14 protein-coding genes are annotated in these 17,062 nt (G+C 57.3%); 5 read left to right on the top strand and 9 right to left on the bottom strand.

Annotation, left to right across the window (positions count from 1 at the left end):
* Positions 1-6: 6 nt before the first annotated feature.
* The 7 genes from AC2FHX_RS08965 to AC2FHX_RS08935 all read right to left on the bottom strand — a co-directional run bounded on the left by AC2FHX_RS08965 (position 7) and on the right by AC2FHX_RS08935 (position 8,472).
* Positions 7-1,272: a M20 family metallopeptidase gene (locus AC2FHX_RS08965; protein WP_496701270.1), complete on the bottom strand. Its 1,266-nt coding sequence runs from the start codon at positions 1,270-1,272 to the stop codon at positions 7-9.
* Positions 1,269-2,453 carry an ROK family transcriptional regulator gene (locus AC2FHX_RS08960; protein ID WP_496701268.1) on the bottom strand — a complete coding sequence of 395 codons (1,185 nt, stop codon included), beginning with the start codon at positions 2,451-2,453 and terminating at the stop codon, positions 1,269-1,271. Before AC2FHX_RS08960 ends, AC2FHX_RS08965 begins: the two co-directional genes overlap by 4 nt.
* A gap of 257 nt (positions 2,454-2,710) precedes the next feature.
* A complete protein-coding gene (locus AC2FHX_RS08955) occupies positions 2,711-3,724 on the bottom strand; it encodes an Ldh family oxidoreductase (protein WP_496701266.1) in 1,014 nt (337 codons plus the stop codon).
* Positions 3,725-3,736: 12 nt separating this feature from the next.
* A complete protein-coding gene (locus AC2FHX_RS08950) occupies positions 3,737-4,366 on the bottom strand; it encodes a DUF3726 domain-containing protein (RefSeq protein ID WP_496701264.1) in 630 nt (209 codons plus the stop codon).
* On the bottom strand, positions 4,363-6,051 hold the full coding sequence (locus tag AC2FHX_RS08945) for a hypothetical protein (protein WP_496701262.1): 1,689 nt from the start codon (positions 6,049-6,051) through the stop codon (positions 4,363-4,365). Before AC2FHX_RS08945 ends, AC2FHX_RS08950 begins: the two co-directional genes overlap by 4 nt.
* 4 nt (positions 6,052-6,055) lie before the next feature.
* The gene (locus tag AC2FHX_RS08940) at positions 6,056-7,030 is read right to left on the bottom strand and encodes a membrane dipeptidase (protein WP_142637759.1); all 975 of its coding nucleotides are present in this window, start codon (positions 7,028-7,030) and stop codon (positions 6,056-6,058) included.
* Complete coding sequence (locus tag AC2FHX_RS08935; RefSeq protein ID WP_496692979.1) at positions 7,030-8,472, bottom strand: aldehyde dehydrogenase family protein; 1,443 nt, start codon at positions 8,470-8,472, stop codon at positions 7,030-7,032. Before AC2FHX_RS08935 ends, AC2FHX_RS08940 begins: the two co-directional genes overlap by 1 nt.
* A gap of 98 nt (positions 8,473-8,570) precedes the next feature.
* Here AC2FHX_RS08935 and AC2FHX_RS08930 point away from each other — a divergent pair, with 98 nt between their 5' ends.
* The 5 genes from AC2FHX_RS08930 to AC2FHX_RS08910 all read left to right on the top strand — a co-directional run bounded on the left by AC2FHX_RS08930 (position 8,571) and on the right by AC2FHX_RS08910 (position 14,474).
* A complete protein-coding gene (locus AC2FHX_RS08930; protein ID WP_142637763.1) occupies positions 8,571-9,458 on the top strand; it encodes a LysR family transcriptional regulator in 888 nt (295 codons plus the stop codon).
* 341 nt (positions 9,459-9,799) lie between these two features.
* A complete protein-coding gene (locus AC2FHX_RS08925) occupies positions 9,800-10,750 on the top strand; it encodes an ABC transporter substrate-binding protein (protein ID WP_142637765.1) in 951 nt (316 codons plus the stop codon).
* A gap of 77 nt (positions 10,751-10,827) precedes the next feature.
* The gene (locus AC2FHX_RS08920) at positions 10,828-11,865 is read left to right on the top strand and encodes a quaternary amine ABC transporter ATP-binding protein (protein ID WP_142637767.1); all 1,038 of its coding nucleotides are present in this window, start codon (positions 10,828-10,830) and stop codon (positions 11,863-11,865) included.
* On the top strand, positions 11,858-13,447 hold the full coding sequence (locus tag AC2FHX_RS08915) for an ABC transporter permease (RefSeq protein ID WP_496678012.1): 1,590 nt from the start codon (positions 11,858-11,860) through the stop codon (positions 13,445-13,447). The genes AC2FHX_RS08920 and AC2FHX_RS08915 overlap by 8 nt, the downstream gene beginning before the upstream one ends.
* Positions 13,448-13,499: 52 nt before the next feature.
* A complete protein-coding gene (locus AC2FHX_RS08910; RefSeq protein ID WP_496701259.1) occupies positions 13,500-14,474 on the top strand; it encodes an arginase family protein in 975 nt (324 codons plus the stop codon).
* On the opposite strand, the gene speB is transcribed toward AC2FHX_RS08910, so the two are convergent.
* A complete protein-coding gene (speB, locus tag AC2FHX_RS08905) occupies positions 14,471-15,439 on the bottom strand; it encodes an agmatinase (protein ID WP_496701257.1) in 969 nt (322 codons plus the stop codon). The genes AC2FHX_RS08910 and speB overlap by 4 nt on opposite strands.
* 60 nt (positions 15,440-15,499) lie before the next feature.
* On the bottom strand, positions 15,500-17,017 hold the full coding sequence (locus AC2FHX_RS08900) for a trimethylamine methyltransferase family protein (RefSeq protein ID WP_496701256.1): 1,518 nt from the start codon (positions 17,015-17,017) through the stop codon (positions 15,500-15,502).
* Positions 17,018-17,062 lie beyond the last annotated feature (45 nt).

Genomic DNA, 17,062 nt, shown 5'->3' with positions numbered 1-17,062 from the left:
TCCTCCTCAGGTTGGATGCATTACGAGCGTGTCCGACGCACCGAACTGCGCTATGAAAAGCGCAAAGGCCCGGACGGCGGCGAGGTATTCTTCGACCTCAATTCGTTCTTCAAAAGTATGCGCCACGGCGATATCACCCGGTGCGCAGTAAACGGTTGGACAGCCGATCTGTTCTGTTAAAAATGGCATCTCAGACCAGTAGGGCGCGCCGCCGATTTCTACTTTTCGGGACAAAGTTTGCTGTACACAGTTTTGCAACAGGCGAACCGCCTCAGTATCGGGGTCGTTTTCAACTGGTGAGCCGCCCTTGGGATGATCACGACCGGCTGGGTAGTCGATGCACACCTCTATACCTGTAGGTAGGCGATCCAGGCCAAGCGCTGTTTCCAATGCTGCCACTGCATCATCAAGCATTTCGCCAGGTCTAAGTTTCCGGATCAGTGAGAGCCTGCATTCTCCGGGCACTGCGATAAACCCGCCGCCATTGATATGCGTCACCAGAACAGAAGAGGCACCGACAAGGTCATGACGCGGGCCCGCGTTCAGTTCTTTTTCATGATCCCAGATTTTCGACAGAAGCGTATGCGTTGCTTTCAATGCATCGACCCCCAATTCGGGTCGGCCGAAATATGCTGTTTTTCCAGTTATCGTGATCTCGGCGATAAAGAACCCGATCTGGGCGGAATAAATGTCCAAACTCGTTGGCTCGACATAGATCGCGAAATCAGGACGGGGGATTTCGTCGGACTTGATACGTCCAACCAGATCTTTCGCCCCGGCGCTAACGCCGCTGTCAGGTTCACCGCTTTCTTCGTCACCGATGAAGGCAAAGGTCAGACTGGCTGAAGGCATAACGCCAAGTTTTTGCAGCAGGCGATACCCGGCAATCGCAGCGCAAATCCCACCCTTGAGGTCGCTTGCCCCACGTGACCAGATGTGCCCGTCCTTTTCGGTCGCGCCGAATGGATTTTTGCGTGCATCGTCTTCCCAATATTCCTCCCAGCCCCGGACATGCACAGTATCCGTATGGCCCAAAATCATGAGGTTGGGTCCCTCCACAGAAGCAATTCCCCAGACATTTTCGCGTTCACCCGCGAAACAGCCCCGTCCGGTATTCAGGCCCAGGGCCATAAGTTGCTGGTCCAGAAAACGCGCAAAACGTGTTTCATTGCCCGTCACGCTTTCGATGGACAGGGCATTGCGCAACAGAGTTAGGTCTGCATCAGCATCCTGTTCTTGACGCAAGCGTTCTGAAAGAGCCTTAGCGGTCATGACATACTTGCCTTGAAGGTATCGAGCGCTGGAGGTGGTACGTTGATCTCGGCACCTTTCTGACCCTCGGCGAAAAGAGAAATATGTAGGTGCGACAGGGCTATAGACACACCTCCGGCAAGGGCAGCATGCGGACCCAGCTTTGAGGGCTGGATCTCTATTTCACGGGGGTAGCACTGGGCGGCAAAGCGTCTGATCCGGTGCATCAACTCGTCACGCGCGCCGATAGAGCCCCCCATCACGATAAGGGACGGATCAAGGACCGCTACAATCGACGCCGAAGCCCGCGCGATCTGATAAGCGACATTGTCCAGCGTTTGCTCGGCTGCTTTGTCGCCGTTGTTGGCAGCCTCAAAGATCGCAGGAACTGAGCAAGTTTTGCCCGTAAGCATCCTGTATTCGCCAATGATTGCATCGGTGGCGGTTACGCGTTCCAGTGCGCCAATAGTATGGCTTTCCTTTGCAATCGGATCGGCACCAATGGGAAGAAAACCTATTTCGCCAGCTGCACCAGATGCGCCACGCAGCAAAACACCTCCGACGACGATTCCGGCACCAATTCCGGTTCCGACGGAAACGAAGACCAGATCATCCTGGTCGCTTCGATGATCCATCCAATGCTCACCCAGAGCGGCAAGGTTGACGTCATTTTCGACAAGGATTTCTATCCCAAGCCGTTCGTTCAAAGTGCCAGCAAGATCAATCTGATCCAGCCCGGTTATGTTAGGCGCCATCAGGACCGCGCCGCTCTTGCTGTCCGGCACGCCTGGGACACCGACGACAGCTATTTTCAATTCGCCTGACGGGCATTGGGGATCGTCTGCGGTTGCGCGAACCATACGGGCAACCTGATCGACTACTTGTCTGCCGCCGCTTTGTTCTGTCGGCTCTACGCGTTCGGCCAGAACGCGACCGGTCAGATCGCATAGTGCGACCCTGATCTTTGTTCCACCCAGATCGACGCTGGCGACCGTTGCCGCATCCGGAGCGATTTCATATACCACGGCGCGGCGTCCGACATGCCCCTCGGTCTGACCGACTGTCCGCACCCAGCCATCGCTTTCTAGGTTTCCGACAATTTCCGAGATTGTCTGTTTCGAAAGACCGGTCAGCTTCGACACGCTGGCGCGCGAAATGGGCCCATAGGTCGCAATCGCCTGAACGACCGCACTTTGAGACATTCGTCGAGAGATTTTCGTCTGCGTTGCCACGTCGATTCCATTTATTCGTTCTGTTACCGAACTAAATATGGAGTGCGATTTGAGTCAACCCCGTTTTTCTGCGCTAAAGCATGAAATACGAAAAATGAGCCTGCTGCGTCCGGGTCAAATTTTGGCTAAAGGCTTGGAAGCCGTTCTGAAAATTGGTGCTGGGTCAGAAGGTTTGGGTAAGGGTGCCCGAACCAGAAAGAATCTGACTGCGGACTAAGAAAACCGGCTTATCCCAAGATGGTCTCGATCTTTTCAAGGGTCGCAATATTTACAGCCACGCCTTGTGTGGCCGATGCGACGCGTTTTGCGCGTCGGCCATCGCCAGGCAAATGTGCATCGTCTTGCGATCGAATGGCGCCGACGAGTTCCTCGATGGCCTGAGCAAAGCCACCCGACGACGATGTCGCCACAGGGTCGATTGCAATGAAAAACTGTCCGGTCTTGGGCGGACCGCCAGCGGTTCCGGAAAAGGGCGAGGCGTTGATGCCCAGAGTGGCCCCTGTAAGAGCGGCCGCCATAACTTCGGTCAGAAGGGCCACACCGACGCCCTTGTACCCACCAGAAGGTGCCATGGAGCCCTTGAGGCCCACATTGGGATCAGTGGTCGGGTTGCCCTCGGCGTCCAATGCCCACCCAACGGGGATCGGCCTTCCTTCTCTGGCATGTTTCATGACCTCGCTCTTGGCGATTGTGCTGGCGCTTTGATCGATCAGCAGGGCGGGTTGCCCATCTGTACCGGGTACGGCAACGGAAAAGGGGTTGGTCCCTACAACCGGCTTTGCGCCACCCGATGGCGCGATCGAGGCTGGCGCGTTGGTAAAACCAAGCCCGACAAGCCCGGCCTGTGCCAGACGATAGGTGTGATAGCCCAGCACGCCGCAGTTATAGCTGTTGCAGATGCTCAGCACGGCAACGCCCTGTTCGCGCGCAGCGGTGATCAGCGTCTCATACCCGAGATCGATGGCTGAATGGGCAAATCCGGTTGCGGCATCTACGGTAACTACACCTGGCTTGGGCCGTGTCATGACCGGTTTGGCAAGCCCGTCGACCTTGCCACATTGGACATGCTCACAATAGATCGGGATATAGGCCAGCCCATGGCTTGCCACGCCGTCCGCCTCGGTTGCCGCGGTCGCAACCGCCAGCGGGCGGGCGTTTTCCGGTGAAGTCCCCGCAGCAACAAGCGCGCGAAACGACAGGTCTTCGATTTCGTTCAGAGTAAGGGTCCGGGTCTCGGTCAAATCAGTACCTCATCAGTCATTATCAGAAAGCCCGGCCCCTGCACCCAGCAGGCGGGATTCCTCGGTTGCGGGGGCATAGGTGCGGTGGGCAAAGCGATTCAGCGTTGCCCAAGCCTGATCAGTCGGGGCGGCGCGGGTCTGATGTGGGCGGGGGCCTGTGCGCTGTTCCCCCAGCGAAACCACCACCCTGCGCGCCTGGGCGGGTAAGGTATCTGGGGTCGACACGGAATACCCATCACATGCCGCCAGATGCCCATCACAATCAAGCACCACACAGCCCTTGAGTTCACGTGCCGCATAGGCAGCAAAGGGCAGTAACAGGGCAGGGGTTGCAATGTTGGCCATCTCAACCGGTCCGGCGCGCAGCTGTTCGGCACAATCCGACAGCAAGGTGCCAGTGGCCAGAGGGCACAAAGCGCCCTTGCCCTGCCATGGGCCCTGCATCGCATCTGGTCTGTGATCTGCCGGCGCCGCAGCCAAACCCAAGTCCAGCAGGTGGGCCAGCTCTGCCGTCCCGTTCAGCCCTTGCCCGCACAACCAGCGTGTGGCTTTGGCGGCCTCTTCTGCCAGACCCCAGGCATACCCTGCCCCTCGGGCAGCGCGTTTAGAGGTGGCTTCGATCTCGTTCAGTGAATAGGTCATTGCGGCAACTCCGGATAAACCCACAGATCGGCATTTTCCGGCGTTAGCTCATCAGGATATGGTGCGCCGGAATACATGCAGATCCGCACCCAGCGGTCCGACCGGGGGTCAAAATGGGTTGCCCCAAAAAACGACAGCTTGGCCCGCAGCATGTCGATAGGCAGGACAGTGGCGCTAATCGTGTTGTCGTGGATTTCACCATAGGGGGCTACTCGGCTCATTTGAGCGCGGCGCAGGGTGTGGCGATGTTCAGGATGGCGCAGCAGAAACTCTGCAACGGAGGAGCGAGTATCCCATTCGGCAAGCGCCTTATACGCCATCGCGGCGTCACGGGCCGGGGCAAGGGGCTGTTCGTAACCGGATATCGGTTCCTCAAAGCGCTCACCCAGTCGCGGCTCCAGCTTCTCCTCGGAGACATACCAGGCCCGCGCACAGTTTTCCGCTGCGTTCCAATCCAGATCCAAGGCCCAGCCAAAACTGTTACTGATCAGATCGCGCGCAGCGCCTACCGACATTGATCCATCAATCACATGGGCACTTGAATTGCTGTCGGCCATACAACAGCTCAGCCCATCGACCAATTCGCCATAGGGCTCAAGGATAAGCGAGGCGAGCAGTTCCTGGCCCTCCTCGCTCAGCGCGGATTGCGACCACAGGATCAACCGATCCCAGGGTTGGTTCTGCGTCAGATCATCCCTGTCCAGATACCCAGAGATTGCCTGCAGATCGTTGTTGAGCGCCGCCAGCTTATCGCGCTGGACCGGGTGCTCAGACTGCCACCAGGACATCGAGAGTTTGCTACGATCATAGATGCCACGGAATTGACGGGCCTCATCTTCCGAGGCGGTCAAGAGCGACCGTACACGGGCGATGGCCTCCTCTCGCGCCATGATCCAGTTATTGAACAAGATCGGATGGTTGACGATGAACGGGGCCATGCCCAGACCTGTGGAATTGCCAATGCCGAGCCAACTGGCGATCTGCGGATCTAACTGCGCAGTTTGATCGCCGCCCTTCACTTGGGCCATATGCTGCACCAGATCGCGCACAAAGGTCCGGGTCAGGTAGACCGACAACATCTCGGTCTGGAACGGGCCGTTGACCTCGGGGCGACTGGCTGTTTTCTCGCGATCTGCAGCCCCAAACTTGCCGGAACCATACACGGCGGTTGTCCGCATCAGGTAGCCAACCTGATAAATCTGTTCCAGATCAGGTTGTTGACCAGCGGCCAGACGGTCGACCACATGTGCCCACAGGCGGACTGACCGGTTGGCGCGCGACAATGACAGTTCTGACTCGCTGACGCGCCCGGCCTCTTGCACTGGTACGTTTTGCGACAGGCGGTGAATATCATCCGCCGTCGGAATGCCGTCAAATAGCGCGAAGGTGGCATCCCAGGCCTCGGCGATGACCCGGTCCGAGCGTTTTTCGGGCGGCAGATCATGGGCAAACGCCACAAGAGAATATGCGTGATCAGGGCCTTGCGCGGTATAGACCGCATGGCCGACGCCGTGTTCGTCAATCTCGAACGCAGGGCGGGAAAAACTCCAGTTTTCCTGCGCCATACGGCGGGTCAGTTGCCGCATAAAGCTGAGACGGCATTGATGCAGCGATCCCAGCCGCGACAGCCGCATGACCATCGCGGGATCACGTCTGACATTTTCAGTCTGCACGCGTGTATTCATAGTGTTACCCTTGTGGGACGAAGTTCTCGGCGAAGAACTGATACCAATTCCTGCCCATGATCCCGGCCACTTCGTCATCGTTCAGGCCGGTCGCGCGTAACCCTTGTTCGATGTTCCCAAAATCTCGGTTGTCCTGAAACCAGCCCGGCATGGGCGGAAAGCCTGGTGCCGAAGCGGATCCCTCGCCATAGTCGATTTCCTTGGTCCAGCGGCCAACCCGCATCCATTCCACAATGCTGTCGGGTTGATCCTGACACAGGTCTGTGCCGATCCCCAGATGCTGCGCGCCGTATTTGTCGGCGGCGCGTGCGATCATCTCGCAAAAACTGTCCAGCGTGCAGTCGGATTTATCTTTCAGATGGTGAGGATAAACCGAAAAGCCAAGCATCCCGCCGTTTTCCGTCACCGCACGAATGACATCGTCGCGCTTGTTACGCAGCGCGGGCGACCAATCATACGGGTTCGCGTGTGTGATGGCTATGGGACGCTCGGACAATTCAGCGGCCTCGATGGTGGAACGGTCCGCCGAATGGCTCATGTCCACTACAAGACCTACGCGGTTCATCTCTTTGATCACCTGCTTGCCCATACGGGTGATGCCTGTGTCTTCGGCCTCATAACAGCCGGTCGCCAGCAAGGACTGGTTGTTATAGGTCAGCTGCATGAAACGGGCGCCAAGATCGTGCAGGATTTCGACTAGCCCGATATCGTCTTCGATGGGCGAGGGGTTCTGAAAGCCAAAGAACACAGCCGTCCGGCCCGTTTTACGAGCCGTATCGATATCGCTGGCCCAGCGCCCTTTCATGATCAGGTCCGGGTATTGTTCGAACCAGCGGTTCCATTTCTCGAAATTCAGTACCGTTTCGCGAAAGTTCTCGTGGTACGAGATGGTGACGTGGATCGCGTCCACGCCCCCGTCACGCAGTTGGCGGAAAATCTTTTCCGACCAGTTGGCATATTGTAGCCCGTCGATCCGCATCACACGGGGCCCGCGCTGATATAGGCGGTTTTGACCGTGGTATAGAACTCGGCCGCAGCCTTACCCTGTTCGCGCGGCCCGTAAGAGCTGTCGCCGCGGCCGCCAAAAGGCACGTGGTAATCGGTGCCTGCAGTGGGCAGGTTCACAGTCACAACACCAGTGCGCGCATTGCGACGGAAATGCGTGGCGCGGGCCAGCGATTTGGTCACGATGCCCGAGGTCAGGCCAAAGTTGGTGTCGTTGACGACGCTCAGCGCTTCGTCATAGCTGCCAACCTTGATGACACTGGTCAGGGGCGCGAACATTTCTTCGCGGTTGATGCGCATGTCGTTGTTGGTGTTCAGAAACACGCCCGGCGACATGTAGAACCCGTCATGAGGCATCTCCAGCCGGGTTCCGCCACAGGCCAGCTCGGCCCCTTCGGATTTGCCCAGATCAACATAGGCCAGGTTTTCGCTCAGCTGCTGTTGGCTGACGACGGGACCCATCTGCACGCCTTCCTCCAGCGCGTGGCCGACCTTCATCGCTTGCGCACCGGCCACCAGCTTTTCGACAAACGCGTCATGGATACCCGCATGCACAACAAGGCGCGAAGACGCCGTACATTTCTGTCCGGTGCCGCCAAACGCTCCTCCCAATGCCAGAGTAACGGCCAGATCCAGATCGGCATCGTCCATCACAGCCAGCGCGTTTTTTGATCCCATTTCCATCTGAACTTTGGTCAGGTTCTGGATGGCGGCTGCTGCGATACCCTTGCCGACCGGGACTGACCCGGTAAAGGAAATTGCATTGACCTTGGGGCTTTCGACCAGGCGTTGCCCGATGCTGCGCCCCGAACCCATGACCAGACTGAACAGACCTTTGGGGATGTCCTGACGTTCGATGATTTCGGTCAGTGCGACAGCGGATGCCGGGGTGATGTTGGCGGGTTTCCACACAACCGCGTTGCCATAGCACAGTGCTGGAGCAATCTTCCACGAGGCAGTCGCGGTAGGGAAGTTCCATGGGCTGATGATGGCGACAACGCCGACAGCTTCGCGGCGAACGTCTACTTCGATATCGGGGCGCACAGAATCCGCGTTCTCACCGATTTGACGCAGGCATTCAGCTGCGTAGTAGGTAAAGAACTGCCCGGCGCGGAACACTTCGCCTTTGCCTTCGGCCAGCGGCTTGCCTTCTTCGCGCGCCAAGAGCGTACCCAGTTCTTCGGCCCGGGCCATCATTTCATTGCCGATAGCGTTCAGAACGGCTTGCTTCCGTTCGATGCCATAGGCGGCCCATTCAGCCTGTGCAACACGGGCTTGATCCAGCGTCGCTTCAAGCTGGTCAGCGCTGGCCTGTGCAAACATGCCGACCAGATCGCTCAGGTCCGAAGGATTGCGGTTTTCGATTTCAGACTCACCTGCCAGCCATTCGCCAGCAATCAGATTCAGTTGTGTCACGTTACGCCCCAGTGCGATTTCATTTGACCTAGGATGGATTTTTTGGCGAACATCAGTCAAACTCAATTAAATGAAACAAATTGCAGAAAAACTGAAGTATGGCGATCAAGATTGAAACACTGCGCAGTTTTTGCACGGTTGTGCAGACTGGTAATCTGACCGAGGCCGCCGACCGTCTTGGACGAACGCAATCGGCGGTGTCGATGACGCTGAAGCAGCTTGAGGAGCACCTGGGTAAGAAGCTGTTCGAGGGAGAGCGCAAAAATCGACTGTCAGAAGTGGGTCGGCAGGTTCATGATTTGGCTTTGAAGCAGGTCAGACAGTTCGATCAAACAGTTCAGGATATCGAGGCAATAGCCAGCGCAGAGTACGGCCTGTTGCGGATCGTGTCTGTGCCGTCGGTGGCGGCTCTTGCCTTTCCCAAGGTGCTGAGTCACATGAATAGCCATTTCCCCGATATCAGGATCGAGCTCCGCGATACCGATACACAGCAGGTACTGGACGCGGTTGTGCAAGGAAAAGCGGATATCGGCATTGCATCCGGATATCTTGCGCTAAACGGGGTCACAGCCACGCCCTTGTTCGAAGACAGGTTTGGGGTGGTTTGCACGGCTGCTCACCCGCTGGCACAGCAATCGGAGATGCCAACCATCGAACAGGTGGCTTCGGTTCCCTTCATACGCAATGCTCTGTGCGATCTGGTTCAGTCCCCGCGGTTTCACGCGGCGATTTCGAAGGCCGGTGTGACCATTCAGAACACCCATTCACTGATCGCATTGGTGCGCACCGAGGAATGGGTGACGGTTTTGCCGCAAACCGTTGCACGGTCTCTTCCTGAGGCTATCGTCTTCCGTCCTATAGCTGATCTCGAAGATCAAAGGCAGGTGTATCTTTATGTCTCGCAACGCTCGCGCTTTCAAACGCTGACGGACGCGTTTGGGGACTTCATCCTGAAGCAGGATCTTGTACTGGGATCTGAGGACTGACTGGATAAAATCTGTGCCCTTGTCTGAGATGGCGCCGCTTAGGGGATATTGATGGCAGACAAGCCCACTCAAGAATCGGCTGCACCTATTTCAGGCGTCATATCGATCAAGATCAGAATAAACCGAAACTAACCTGCGAGAAAGCCGCATATATCGATTTGTGGCATCTTGCTCTTGATGGGCTATATGTCGGCATGTTTGAATTTTCATGTCACACCGGCGCGCCCGGTAACTGGCTAAGAAAGGGGGATGGAACCTCATCCCGATATCGTTTGACAGGCTCACCGCTGCCCCTAGGGTAAGAAGAACAGCGCCTCGAACGTCCAACACGGAGAAATAATATGAACAAACTCACTATGTTACTGGGAGGCGCGTCGATGATGGTCGCCGTGCCTGCTTTTGCTGCTGACATTGTGATCGGTGTGCCGAACTGGCCATCGGTAAATGCGACAGCGCACATTCTAAAGGTTGCGATCGAACAAAATCTGGGGCTAGAGGTCGAGCTTCAGAATGGCACCAACCCGATCGTGTTCGAGGCGATGGATTCCGGCGCCATGCACGTACACCCCGAAGTGTGGATGCCGAACCAGCAGAACCTGCATGACACCTATGTAACCGAAAAGGGTACAGTTACCTTCAATTCCAATGGCGTTGAGGCATTTCAGGGAATGTGTGTCGACAAGGCGACCGCTGATGCCAATGATATCCGGTCCATTGACGACCTGACCAATCCTGACATCGCGGCACTGTTCGACAGCAATGGCGACGGGCAGGGCGAAGTATGGATCGGTGCCCCCGGCTGGGCGTCGACCAATGTCGAGAAAATCCGGGCCAAATCATATGGCTATGACCAAGTCATGGAACTGACCGAGATAGACGAAACCGTCGCCTATGCGAACCTTGATAACGCGATCAAAGCGGGTGAGCCTTGGGTGGGTTTCTGCTATACGCCGCATTACGTGTTTGAACTGCATGATCTTCAGATCCTGGAAGAGCCAGCCTATGACGCGGCAAAATGGAATGTCCTGCAGCCCACGGATGATCCGGATTGGCTGGAGAAATCCGAAGCAGGTGTCGCCTGGGATTTGGCCTATCTGCACCTTCACTATGCCAAATCTCTTGAGGATGAGTACCCCGAGGTTGCTCGGCTGTTGTCCAACATGAAACTGGATACTGCCGCTGTCTCGGCCATGACTTATGCGCTTGTCATAGATGGCAAAGAGCCGCTCGCATATGCCGAAGAATGGGTCGGTGCGAACGAAGATGCGGTTCTGAACTGGATGTCAGAGTGATCGGTAACGCTCGGAACTGAATTACAGATAGGCCGCCGGGAATGCCTGGCGGCCTGTTTTGCATTGAAGGGGCAAGTATGACCGAAACAGTCGTTAAGCTGACAGATGTCTGGAAGATTTTCGGTGCGCGGGCAGAGGAGGCCATGACCGCAGTACGGGATGAAGGGATTGGAAAGCCTGAAGTTCTTGAAAGGTATAATTGTGTGGTCGGCGTACAGGGTGCGTCTTTCGAAGTCCCGCGCGGCGAAATCTTCTGCATTATGGGTCTTTCGGGATCCGGGAAATCCACGCTGGTGCGCCACGTGAACCGCTTGATCGAGCCGACCTCAGGCAAGATCGAGATTCTGGGCCAGGACGTATCCAAAATATCCGAGGCTGAGCTGCGCCGTATCCGCGCGCAGCAGATCGGGATGGTTTTCCAGCATATGGCGCTGATGCCGCACCGATCTGTCAGAGACAATGTGGCCTATCCTTTGGAAATTCGAAAAGTGTCCAAATCCAAGCGCTGGGCAGTCTCGGACCATGCGCTGGGTCTGGTGGACCTGACCGGGTACGAAGATCGCCTGCCCAAAGAATTGTCGGGCGGGATGCAGCAGCGTGTTGGAATTGCCCGCGCGCTGGCCTCTGATCCGGAAATCCTGTTAATGGACGAGCCCTTTTCTGCGCTCGATCCGCTGATCAGGCTGCAGTTGCAGGACCAGTTCAAAGCGCTGGTCGCTCAGTTGCAGAAGACGACGTTGTTCATCACCCATGATCTGGACGAAGCGATCCGCATTGGCCACCGGATTGCGATCATGAAAGATGGTGTCATCGTTCAGATTGGCACACCGGAAGACATCGTGATGAATCCGGCTGATGACTATGTGCGCGAGTTTGTTCAGGGCATCTCCAAACTGAAACTTGTCAAGGCGCATTCAATCATGGAGCCACTGGACAGCTATTCCGGCCCGACCGACGGCGCGCCGCGCGCGGATGAGGGGGCCGATCTGGATCAGTTGATCGACCTGGCTGTCGACACGGACCTGCCGGTGATCATCACCGATGCAGGACAGGACGTGGGCGTCGTGACCAAACCGCGCCTGTTGCGCGGAATTCAGGGGGGCAAAAATGACTGATGTAACCACCGAAGTGAAAGTCACCGCCGCCTCGGATATCGAGGTCGACCATGAGGCACTGGATCGGTCCATTCACGAGTTTGCTGGTCCGAACGGGGACTATTACGTCAAGGCGTTTCACAAGATCCATGATGCAACCAGCGCGGTTCCGAATACGTTCAATCTCTGGGCCGCGGTTCTGGGGCCTTTGTGGTCAGCATCACGAGCTATCTGGGGGATGTTCTGGACCTTCCTGATCCTGGAAATCATCGCTTGGGTTCAGATCGGGCGTGGTGCCTGGGGCAATCCGGGCGCTGACATGGTGGAACGTGCCGAACGTCAGCAGGCACGCGCCGACGAGCTGCTGGCGCGGGCGGCCGATGCGACAGAGAAGGCCGATATTGACCGTTTCACCAAGCTGGCAGCGAATATACAGAAAGCCGCCGATGCCAGCTTTGGAAAAGCCGCGGCCGCGCAGTCTGAAGCGCTGAGCATCATGATCACCGGATTGCTGATGCTGCTGGTCTTCAAACTGGCACAGGGCTTCTATGCCGACCGCGTCTATGAAAAACAGTATTCAAAATGGCGGACCGATCCGGACAGTACCGAAAGTGGCCAGTCCAGGCGAAATATGGTGCTGGGGGCTGTGCTTGTTGCGGCGATTGGGCCGTTGATCGTCTACAAATTCACGGTCAATGCCTCGCTGGCCATGTTGGATGCATTCCCCGAAAAAGAAGTGTCCGCACTGATATTGGGTGAGGGCGGCGGGACCCTGTTTTCAAACCTTGCAAGCTGGATGGAGGCGCAGATAGATGCGGCCGCTCTTGCTGGCGGGGACGTATTCGATGGGATTGTCGCTGGGGTTCGGTCGGTTCTGGATGCCCTGACCATTGCGCTGATCGGGTCGCCTTGGCCGGTTGTGATGCTGGTGATATGTGTGACGGCTTGGCGGGCTGCAGGCCCCCGAGTGGCGATCTTCACGGCGTCTTCATTGGCCTATATCGCCTTGCTGGGATATTGGGATGTGGCGATGGAAACCGTGGCGCTGGTCGGTGCGGCGGTGCTGTTATGCGTTGTTTTTGGCATTCCACTGGGCATTTGGTTTGGCAAGTCCAGGCGTGCCTACCGCGCGGCAGAGCCCGTGCTGGACTTGATGCAGACTTTGCCGGCCTTCGTCTATCTGATCCCGATTATCGCCTTCTTTGGCACCGGCAACCCGCCCGGCATTCTAGCCACGATCATCTTTGGCATGCCGCCGGTCATCCGACTGACCGCGCTGGGCATGCGCGGAGTGCCCGACAGTATCAAAGAGGCTGCAGTGGCCTTTGGGGCTTCGAAATGGCAGCTGTTGAAGGATGTCGAGATACCTCTGGCCTTGCCGTCGATCATGACCGGGGTGAACCAGACCATCCTGATGTGCCTATCGATGGTGGTGATCATTTCGCTGATCGGTGGCGGAGGGCTGGGCAAGGAAATCCTTGAGGCGTTGCAATACGCAGCCAAGGGGCCCGGCCTGTTGGGCGGCTTTGCCATTTTGTTCCTTGCTATGGTCATGGACCGTATTGTTCAGGGCGCATTCCGGCGAGAAGACGAAAGAATCTGAACTTCTATGCCCACGGCCCAAGCCGGGGGCTTTTTTTTTACCGGAGGAAGAAATGGTCGACCGCTATGAGCAGTCCATGATGGACAATTTGTACTGGTGGGGCATACCGACGATGTTCCGCTGTCCCAATATCGGACCCGAGGGGCAGGATATTGCACTTGTCGGTGTGCCGCATTCGACCGGAAACGGGACAACCGAAAGGGATCAGCATCTGGGCCCGCGCGCCTTGCGGAATGTCTCGGCGGTACAGCGCAGGGTCCATTCGGTTTTTGAGATCGACCCCTGGAGCCGCGCCAAGATTGCCGATGTCGGCGATGTACCCTTTCCGCGCGCCAACGACAACGAAGACTGCATCGAACGCATTACCGCCTTTTACAAGGACATAGATGCGGCAGGTGCGCGCCCGGTATCCGTTGGCGGTGACCATTCCATTACCGGCGGGATCGTACAGGCGCTGGGATGTGGGAAGCTGGCCGGAGGAGAGCCGATTAGTTTTCTGCATCTGGATGCCCATACGGATGTGTTTACAAAGGTCGATCACTTTTTGGGTGCAAAGAAATCGGCAGCCCATTGGGGGGCTTATCTGGCCGATCAGGGGCAGGTTGATCCAGCCCGTTCGATGCAAATCGGCCTGCGAGGCCATCCGCGCAGCCTGGACTGGCTGCAGCCTTCTTACGACTATGGGTACAACATCGTCACCATGCGCGAATTCCGTCAGCGCGGGCTTGCAGATGTAGTGGCGCAGACCAAAGAGGTTCTAGGCGAACGACCGGTCTATATTACCTTCGATCTGGATTGCCTTGATCCGACAATCGCTCCGGCGGTTTCTAATCTGGAACCGGGCGAAAAGGGGTTCGATATTGATGAGGCCGTGGGTATCCTGCGTGCCGCGCGCGGTTTGAACATTGTCGGCGGTGACGTTGTTTGCATGATGCCGACTAAGGACAGCCCCAACAACATCACCGCCCTGACCGCGGCGGCGGTGATGTTCGAGATGATCTCGATGATTGCCGAAAACACCGGTTAGCGGCGGGCGTCTACGGCCTGTGCCAGAACACACAGTAGCTCGAACATCAGTGAGATGCCCAGCCAGGCCGTGCCCCCAGCGGCATCGAAGGGGGGCGCGACCTCAACCAGATCAGCGCCGACCAGATTGACGCCGCTTAACTGGCGGATCACCTGCTGCGCCTGAAAACTGTTCGGCCCGCCGATCTCTGGCGTGCCGGTACCGGGGGCATAGGTGGGGTCCACAAAGTCGATGTCATAGGTGCAATAGGTCTGACCTGTTCCGACGATCTCCCGCACCTCCGCCATGACATCGTCAATGCCGCGGTCGAACAGTTCTTCGATGCGGATGATGCGGATGCCCTGTGCCTCGGCCCAATCGATATCGTCTGTGTTATAGGCCGTCCCGCGTATGCCGACTTGGACAAAGCGCTTGGGGTCCACAAGGCCCTCTTCAACGGCACGACGAAACGGTGTGCCATGGGTGTATTTGTAGCCACCGAAATAGCTGTCGAACAGGTCGGTGTGGCTGTCGAATTGAATAAGGCCTAACTGCTCCGACTTGGCCAGAGCGCGCAAGACGGGCAGGGTGGTCAGGTGGTCGCCGCCCGCGGTTAGCGGCGTTATGCCCCGTTCGGTCAGATCGTCATAGAAAGACGTGACTCGGTTCATGGTGTCTTCGATGTCCACCGGGTTCGGCGCGACATCACCCAGATCGGCGCAATTCACCATCGAAAACGGCGCAACCCCGGTGACCGGGTTCATTGCCCGGATCATGGTGGAAAAGTCGCGCAACTGCCGAGGCCCATGCCGGGCGCCTGGGCGGTTTGTGGTGCCGCCATCCCACGGGATCCCGATGATCCCAATATCAACTTCGTTGATCCGGTCGTCCTTGGGGGTCAGTTCGGGAAGGCGCATGAACGTGGGGACACCAGCGAAACGCGCAAGCTCCATTGCCGAGACCGGCTGAAAGAAGGGATTTGTCATGAGGGCCTCATCTGAGTGTATGTGCTGCAAGCCTACTGGCTAGAGTTGGTCGACGTAAGTCTAATAGAGAATGCGAAACCGTCTGCGGATTTCAGCGTCCTGTTCTTCGGTCAGGTATTGCGGATGATGTCGTGCCAGGATGTCCTTTGCGTGCCGGCGGGCAACAGTCCACGCATCTGCGGCCCCTTCGGTCTGCCATGTCCGGGGTTCGTTCCGGTCAGCCAGCGCTGGATAGAAGTAGTCCCGTTCCATCGCAGCATAGGTGTGGGCGCTTCCCAGAAAATGACCGTCGCCTAGTACCGCATGACAAATGGCGTCGAATCCCAGGTTTTCGTCGGTCACTTCGATGCCGCGCAAAGCGCGATAGGTGTGAGAGTGCATTTCGTCGTCAAGAACGAACCCTTCGAAACTGGCGCCCAGCAAGGATGCGGTCATGCCCGAGCTTTCGTAGATCAGATTGCCGCCAGCCAGCGCTGCAGCCAGCGAGGTCATTCCTTTCTCGGCTCCGTACTGTGCGTCGACAGCTTTCGCATCAGTCATCGAGGCGGCCACACCCGAAGGCAGCCCCAGCGCGTTGGTGATCTGCGCCGACGCCGCGTTCAGGATGGCGGTCTCACCGCTGCCGCCTGCGAAAGAACCGGTGCGCAAATCGACGATGAAAGGCCAGTTGGAAAACACCATCGGAAAGCCGGGTTTGATCGCATTGACCATAACAAGGCTGGCCAGTGTCTCGGCCAAAGATTGCGCCAGAAACCCGGCAAGTGTTGCAGGGGCGGTGGCGCCTGCCTGTGCAGCGGTAATGCAGGACATCGGGATATTATGGGCGATACATTCATAGACAACGTCCACCGCATCTTCGCCATAACGCAGTGGTGAAATCACCGGACTTATGTGGGCTTTCAGGAACGGCCGCTTGGCAAACTCGCCTGGCCCGCCTGCAACGATGTCGAGCATTTCGACGATCGGGGCCACATGTTCGGCAAGGGTAAACGACGTGGCAATCGGTTTGGTGGTATTGCGAACCAGAGCGTAAACCGTGTTCGCGTCCAGATCGAAAACATCTGGCAGATCAGTCGCGACACAGCAGCGCGTAAACCAGCTGACATTGGCCAGCGTATCCTGAAGCCGCGTGAAATCATGCAGATCGGCCAGCGTGGACGGGCGATAGTGGCCGCTCTCCAGATCCAGCGTCTGCACCGCCGCACCGCCGGTACCAAAGAACACACGATTTCCGCCCACTTCGATCGAGCGCGCTTCGTCCCGGCCATGAAACGAGAAAGTCTTGGCAGCGGACCCAATAGCGTCTTCAACCATGTTTCGAGGAAATAGCAGCCGCCCTTGCTGTCCGGATTGTGCACCGGCTAACCGCAGATCGTTGGCCAGCCTGTCCGGGACCTCGCCCATGCCGAGAGTTTCCAGAAGCCTTAAGGCGGTATTGTATATTTGTTTGACTTCGGATTGTGTCAAAGGTTGAAAGCGACCACCGGCTTGCCCGGGGGGGCACGGATCTATGGCGGGCTCTGCTGCGCGTTGCGCAAGACGCGCATTTCGACCGCTTCTTTTACTGCCCTTTGACAACGCCCAATCCTTTTCATGTCAGAAGTCCCGGAACCGTAAAGGGCG

It is taken from the genome of Ruegeria sp. CDSC042 (assembly GCF_059610745.1).
The sequence above is the reverse complement of the archived record's forward strand: the minus strand, read 5'-3'. Positions and strand labels throughout refer to the sequence as shown.

Bases quoted from the DNA above. Each gene is read 5' to 3' on its own strand.
- AC2FHX_RS08915 (WP_496678012.1), top strand. From the start codon at position 11,858: ATGACTGATGTAACCACCGAAGTGAAAGTCACCGCCGCCTCGGATATC.
- AC2FHX_RS08920 (WP_142637767.1), top strand. From the start codon at position 10,828: ATGACCGAAACAGTCGTTAAGCTGACAGATGTCTGGAAGATTTTCGGT.
- AC2FHX_RS08960 (WP_496701268.1), bottom strand. From the start codon at position 2,453: ATGTCTCAAAGTGCGGTCGTTCAGGCGATTGCGACCTATGGGCCCATT.
- AC2FHX_RS08945 (WP_496701262.1), bottom strand. From the start codon at position 6,051: ATGAATACACGCGTGCAGACTGAAAATGTCAGACGTGATCCCGCGATG.
- speB (WP_496701257.1), bottom strand. From the start codon at position 15,439: ATGACAAATCCCTTCTTTCAGCCGGTCTCGGCAATGGAGCTTGCGCGT.
- AC2FHX_RS08910 (WP_496701259.1), top strand. From the start codon at position 13,500: ATGGTCGACCGCTATGAGCAGTCCATGATGGACAATTTGTACTGGTGG.
- AC2FHX_RS08925 (WP_142637765.1), top strand. From the start codon at position 9,800: ATGAACAAACTCACTATGTTACTGGGAGGCGCGTCGATGATGGTCGCC.
- AC2FHX_RS08950 (WP_496701264.1), bottom strand. From the start codon at position 4,366: ATGACCTATTCACTGAACGAGATCGAAGCCACCTCTAAACGCGCTGCC.
- AC2FHX_RS08965 (WP_496701270.1), bottom strand. From the start codon at position 1,272: ATGACCGCTAAGGCTCTTTCAGAACGCTTGCGTCAAGAACAGGATGCT.
- AC2FHX_RS08930 (WP_142637763.1), top strand. From the start codon at position 8,571: ATGGCGATCAAGATTGAAACACTGCGCAGTTTTTGCACGGTTGTGCAG.
- AC2FHX_RS08940 (WP_142637759.1), bottom strand. From the start codon at position 7,030: ATGCGGATCGACGGGCTACAATATGCCAACTGGTCGGAAAAGATTTTC.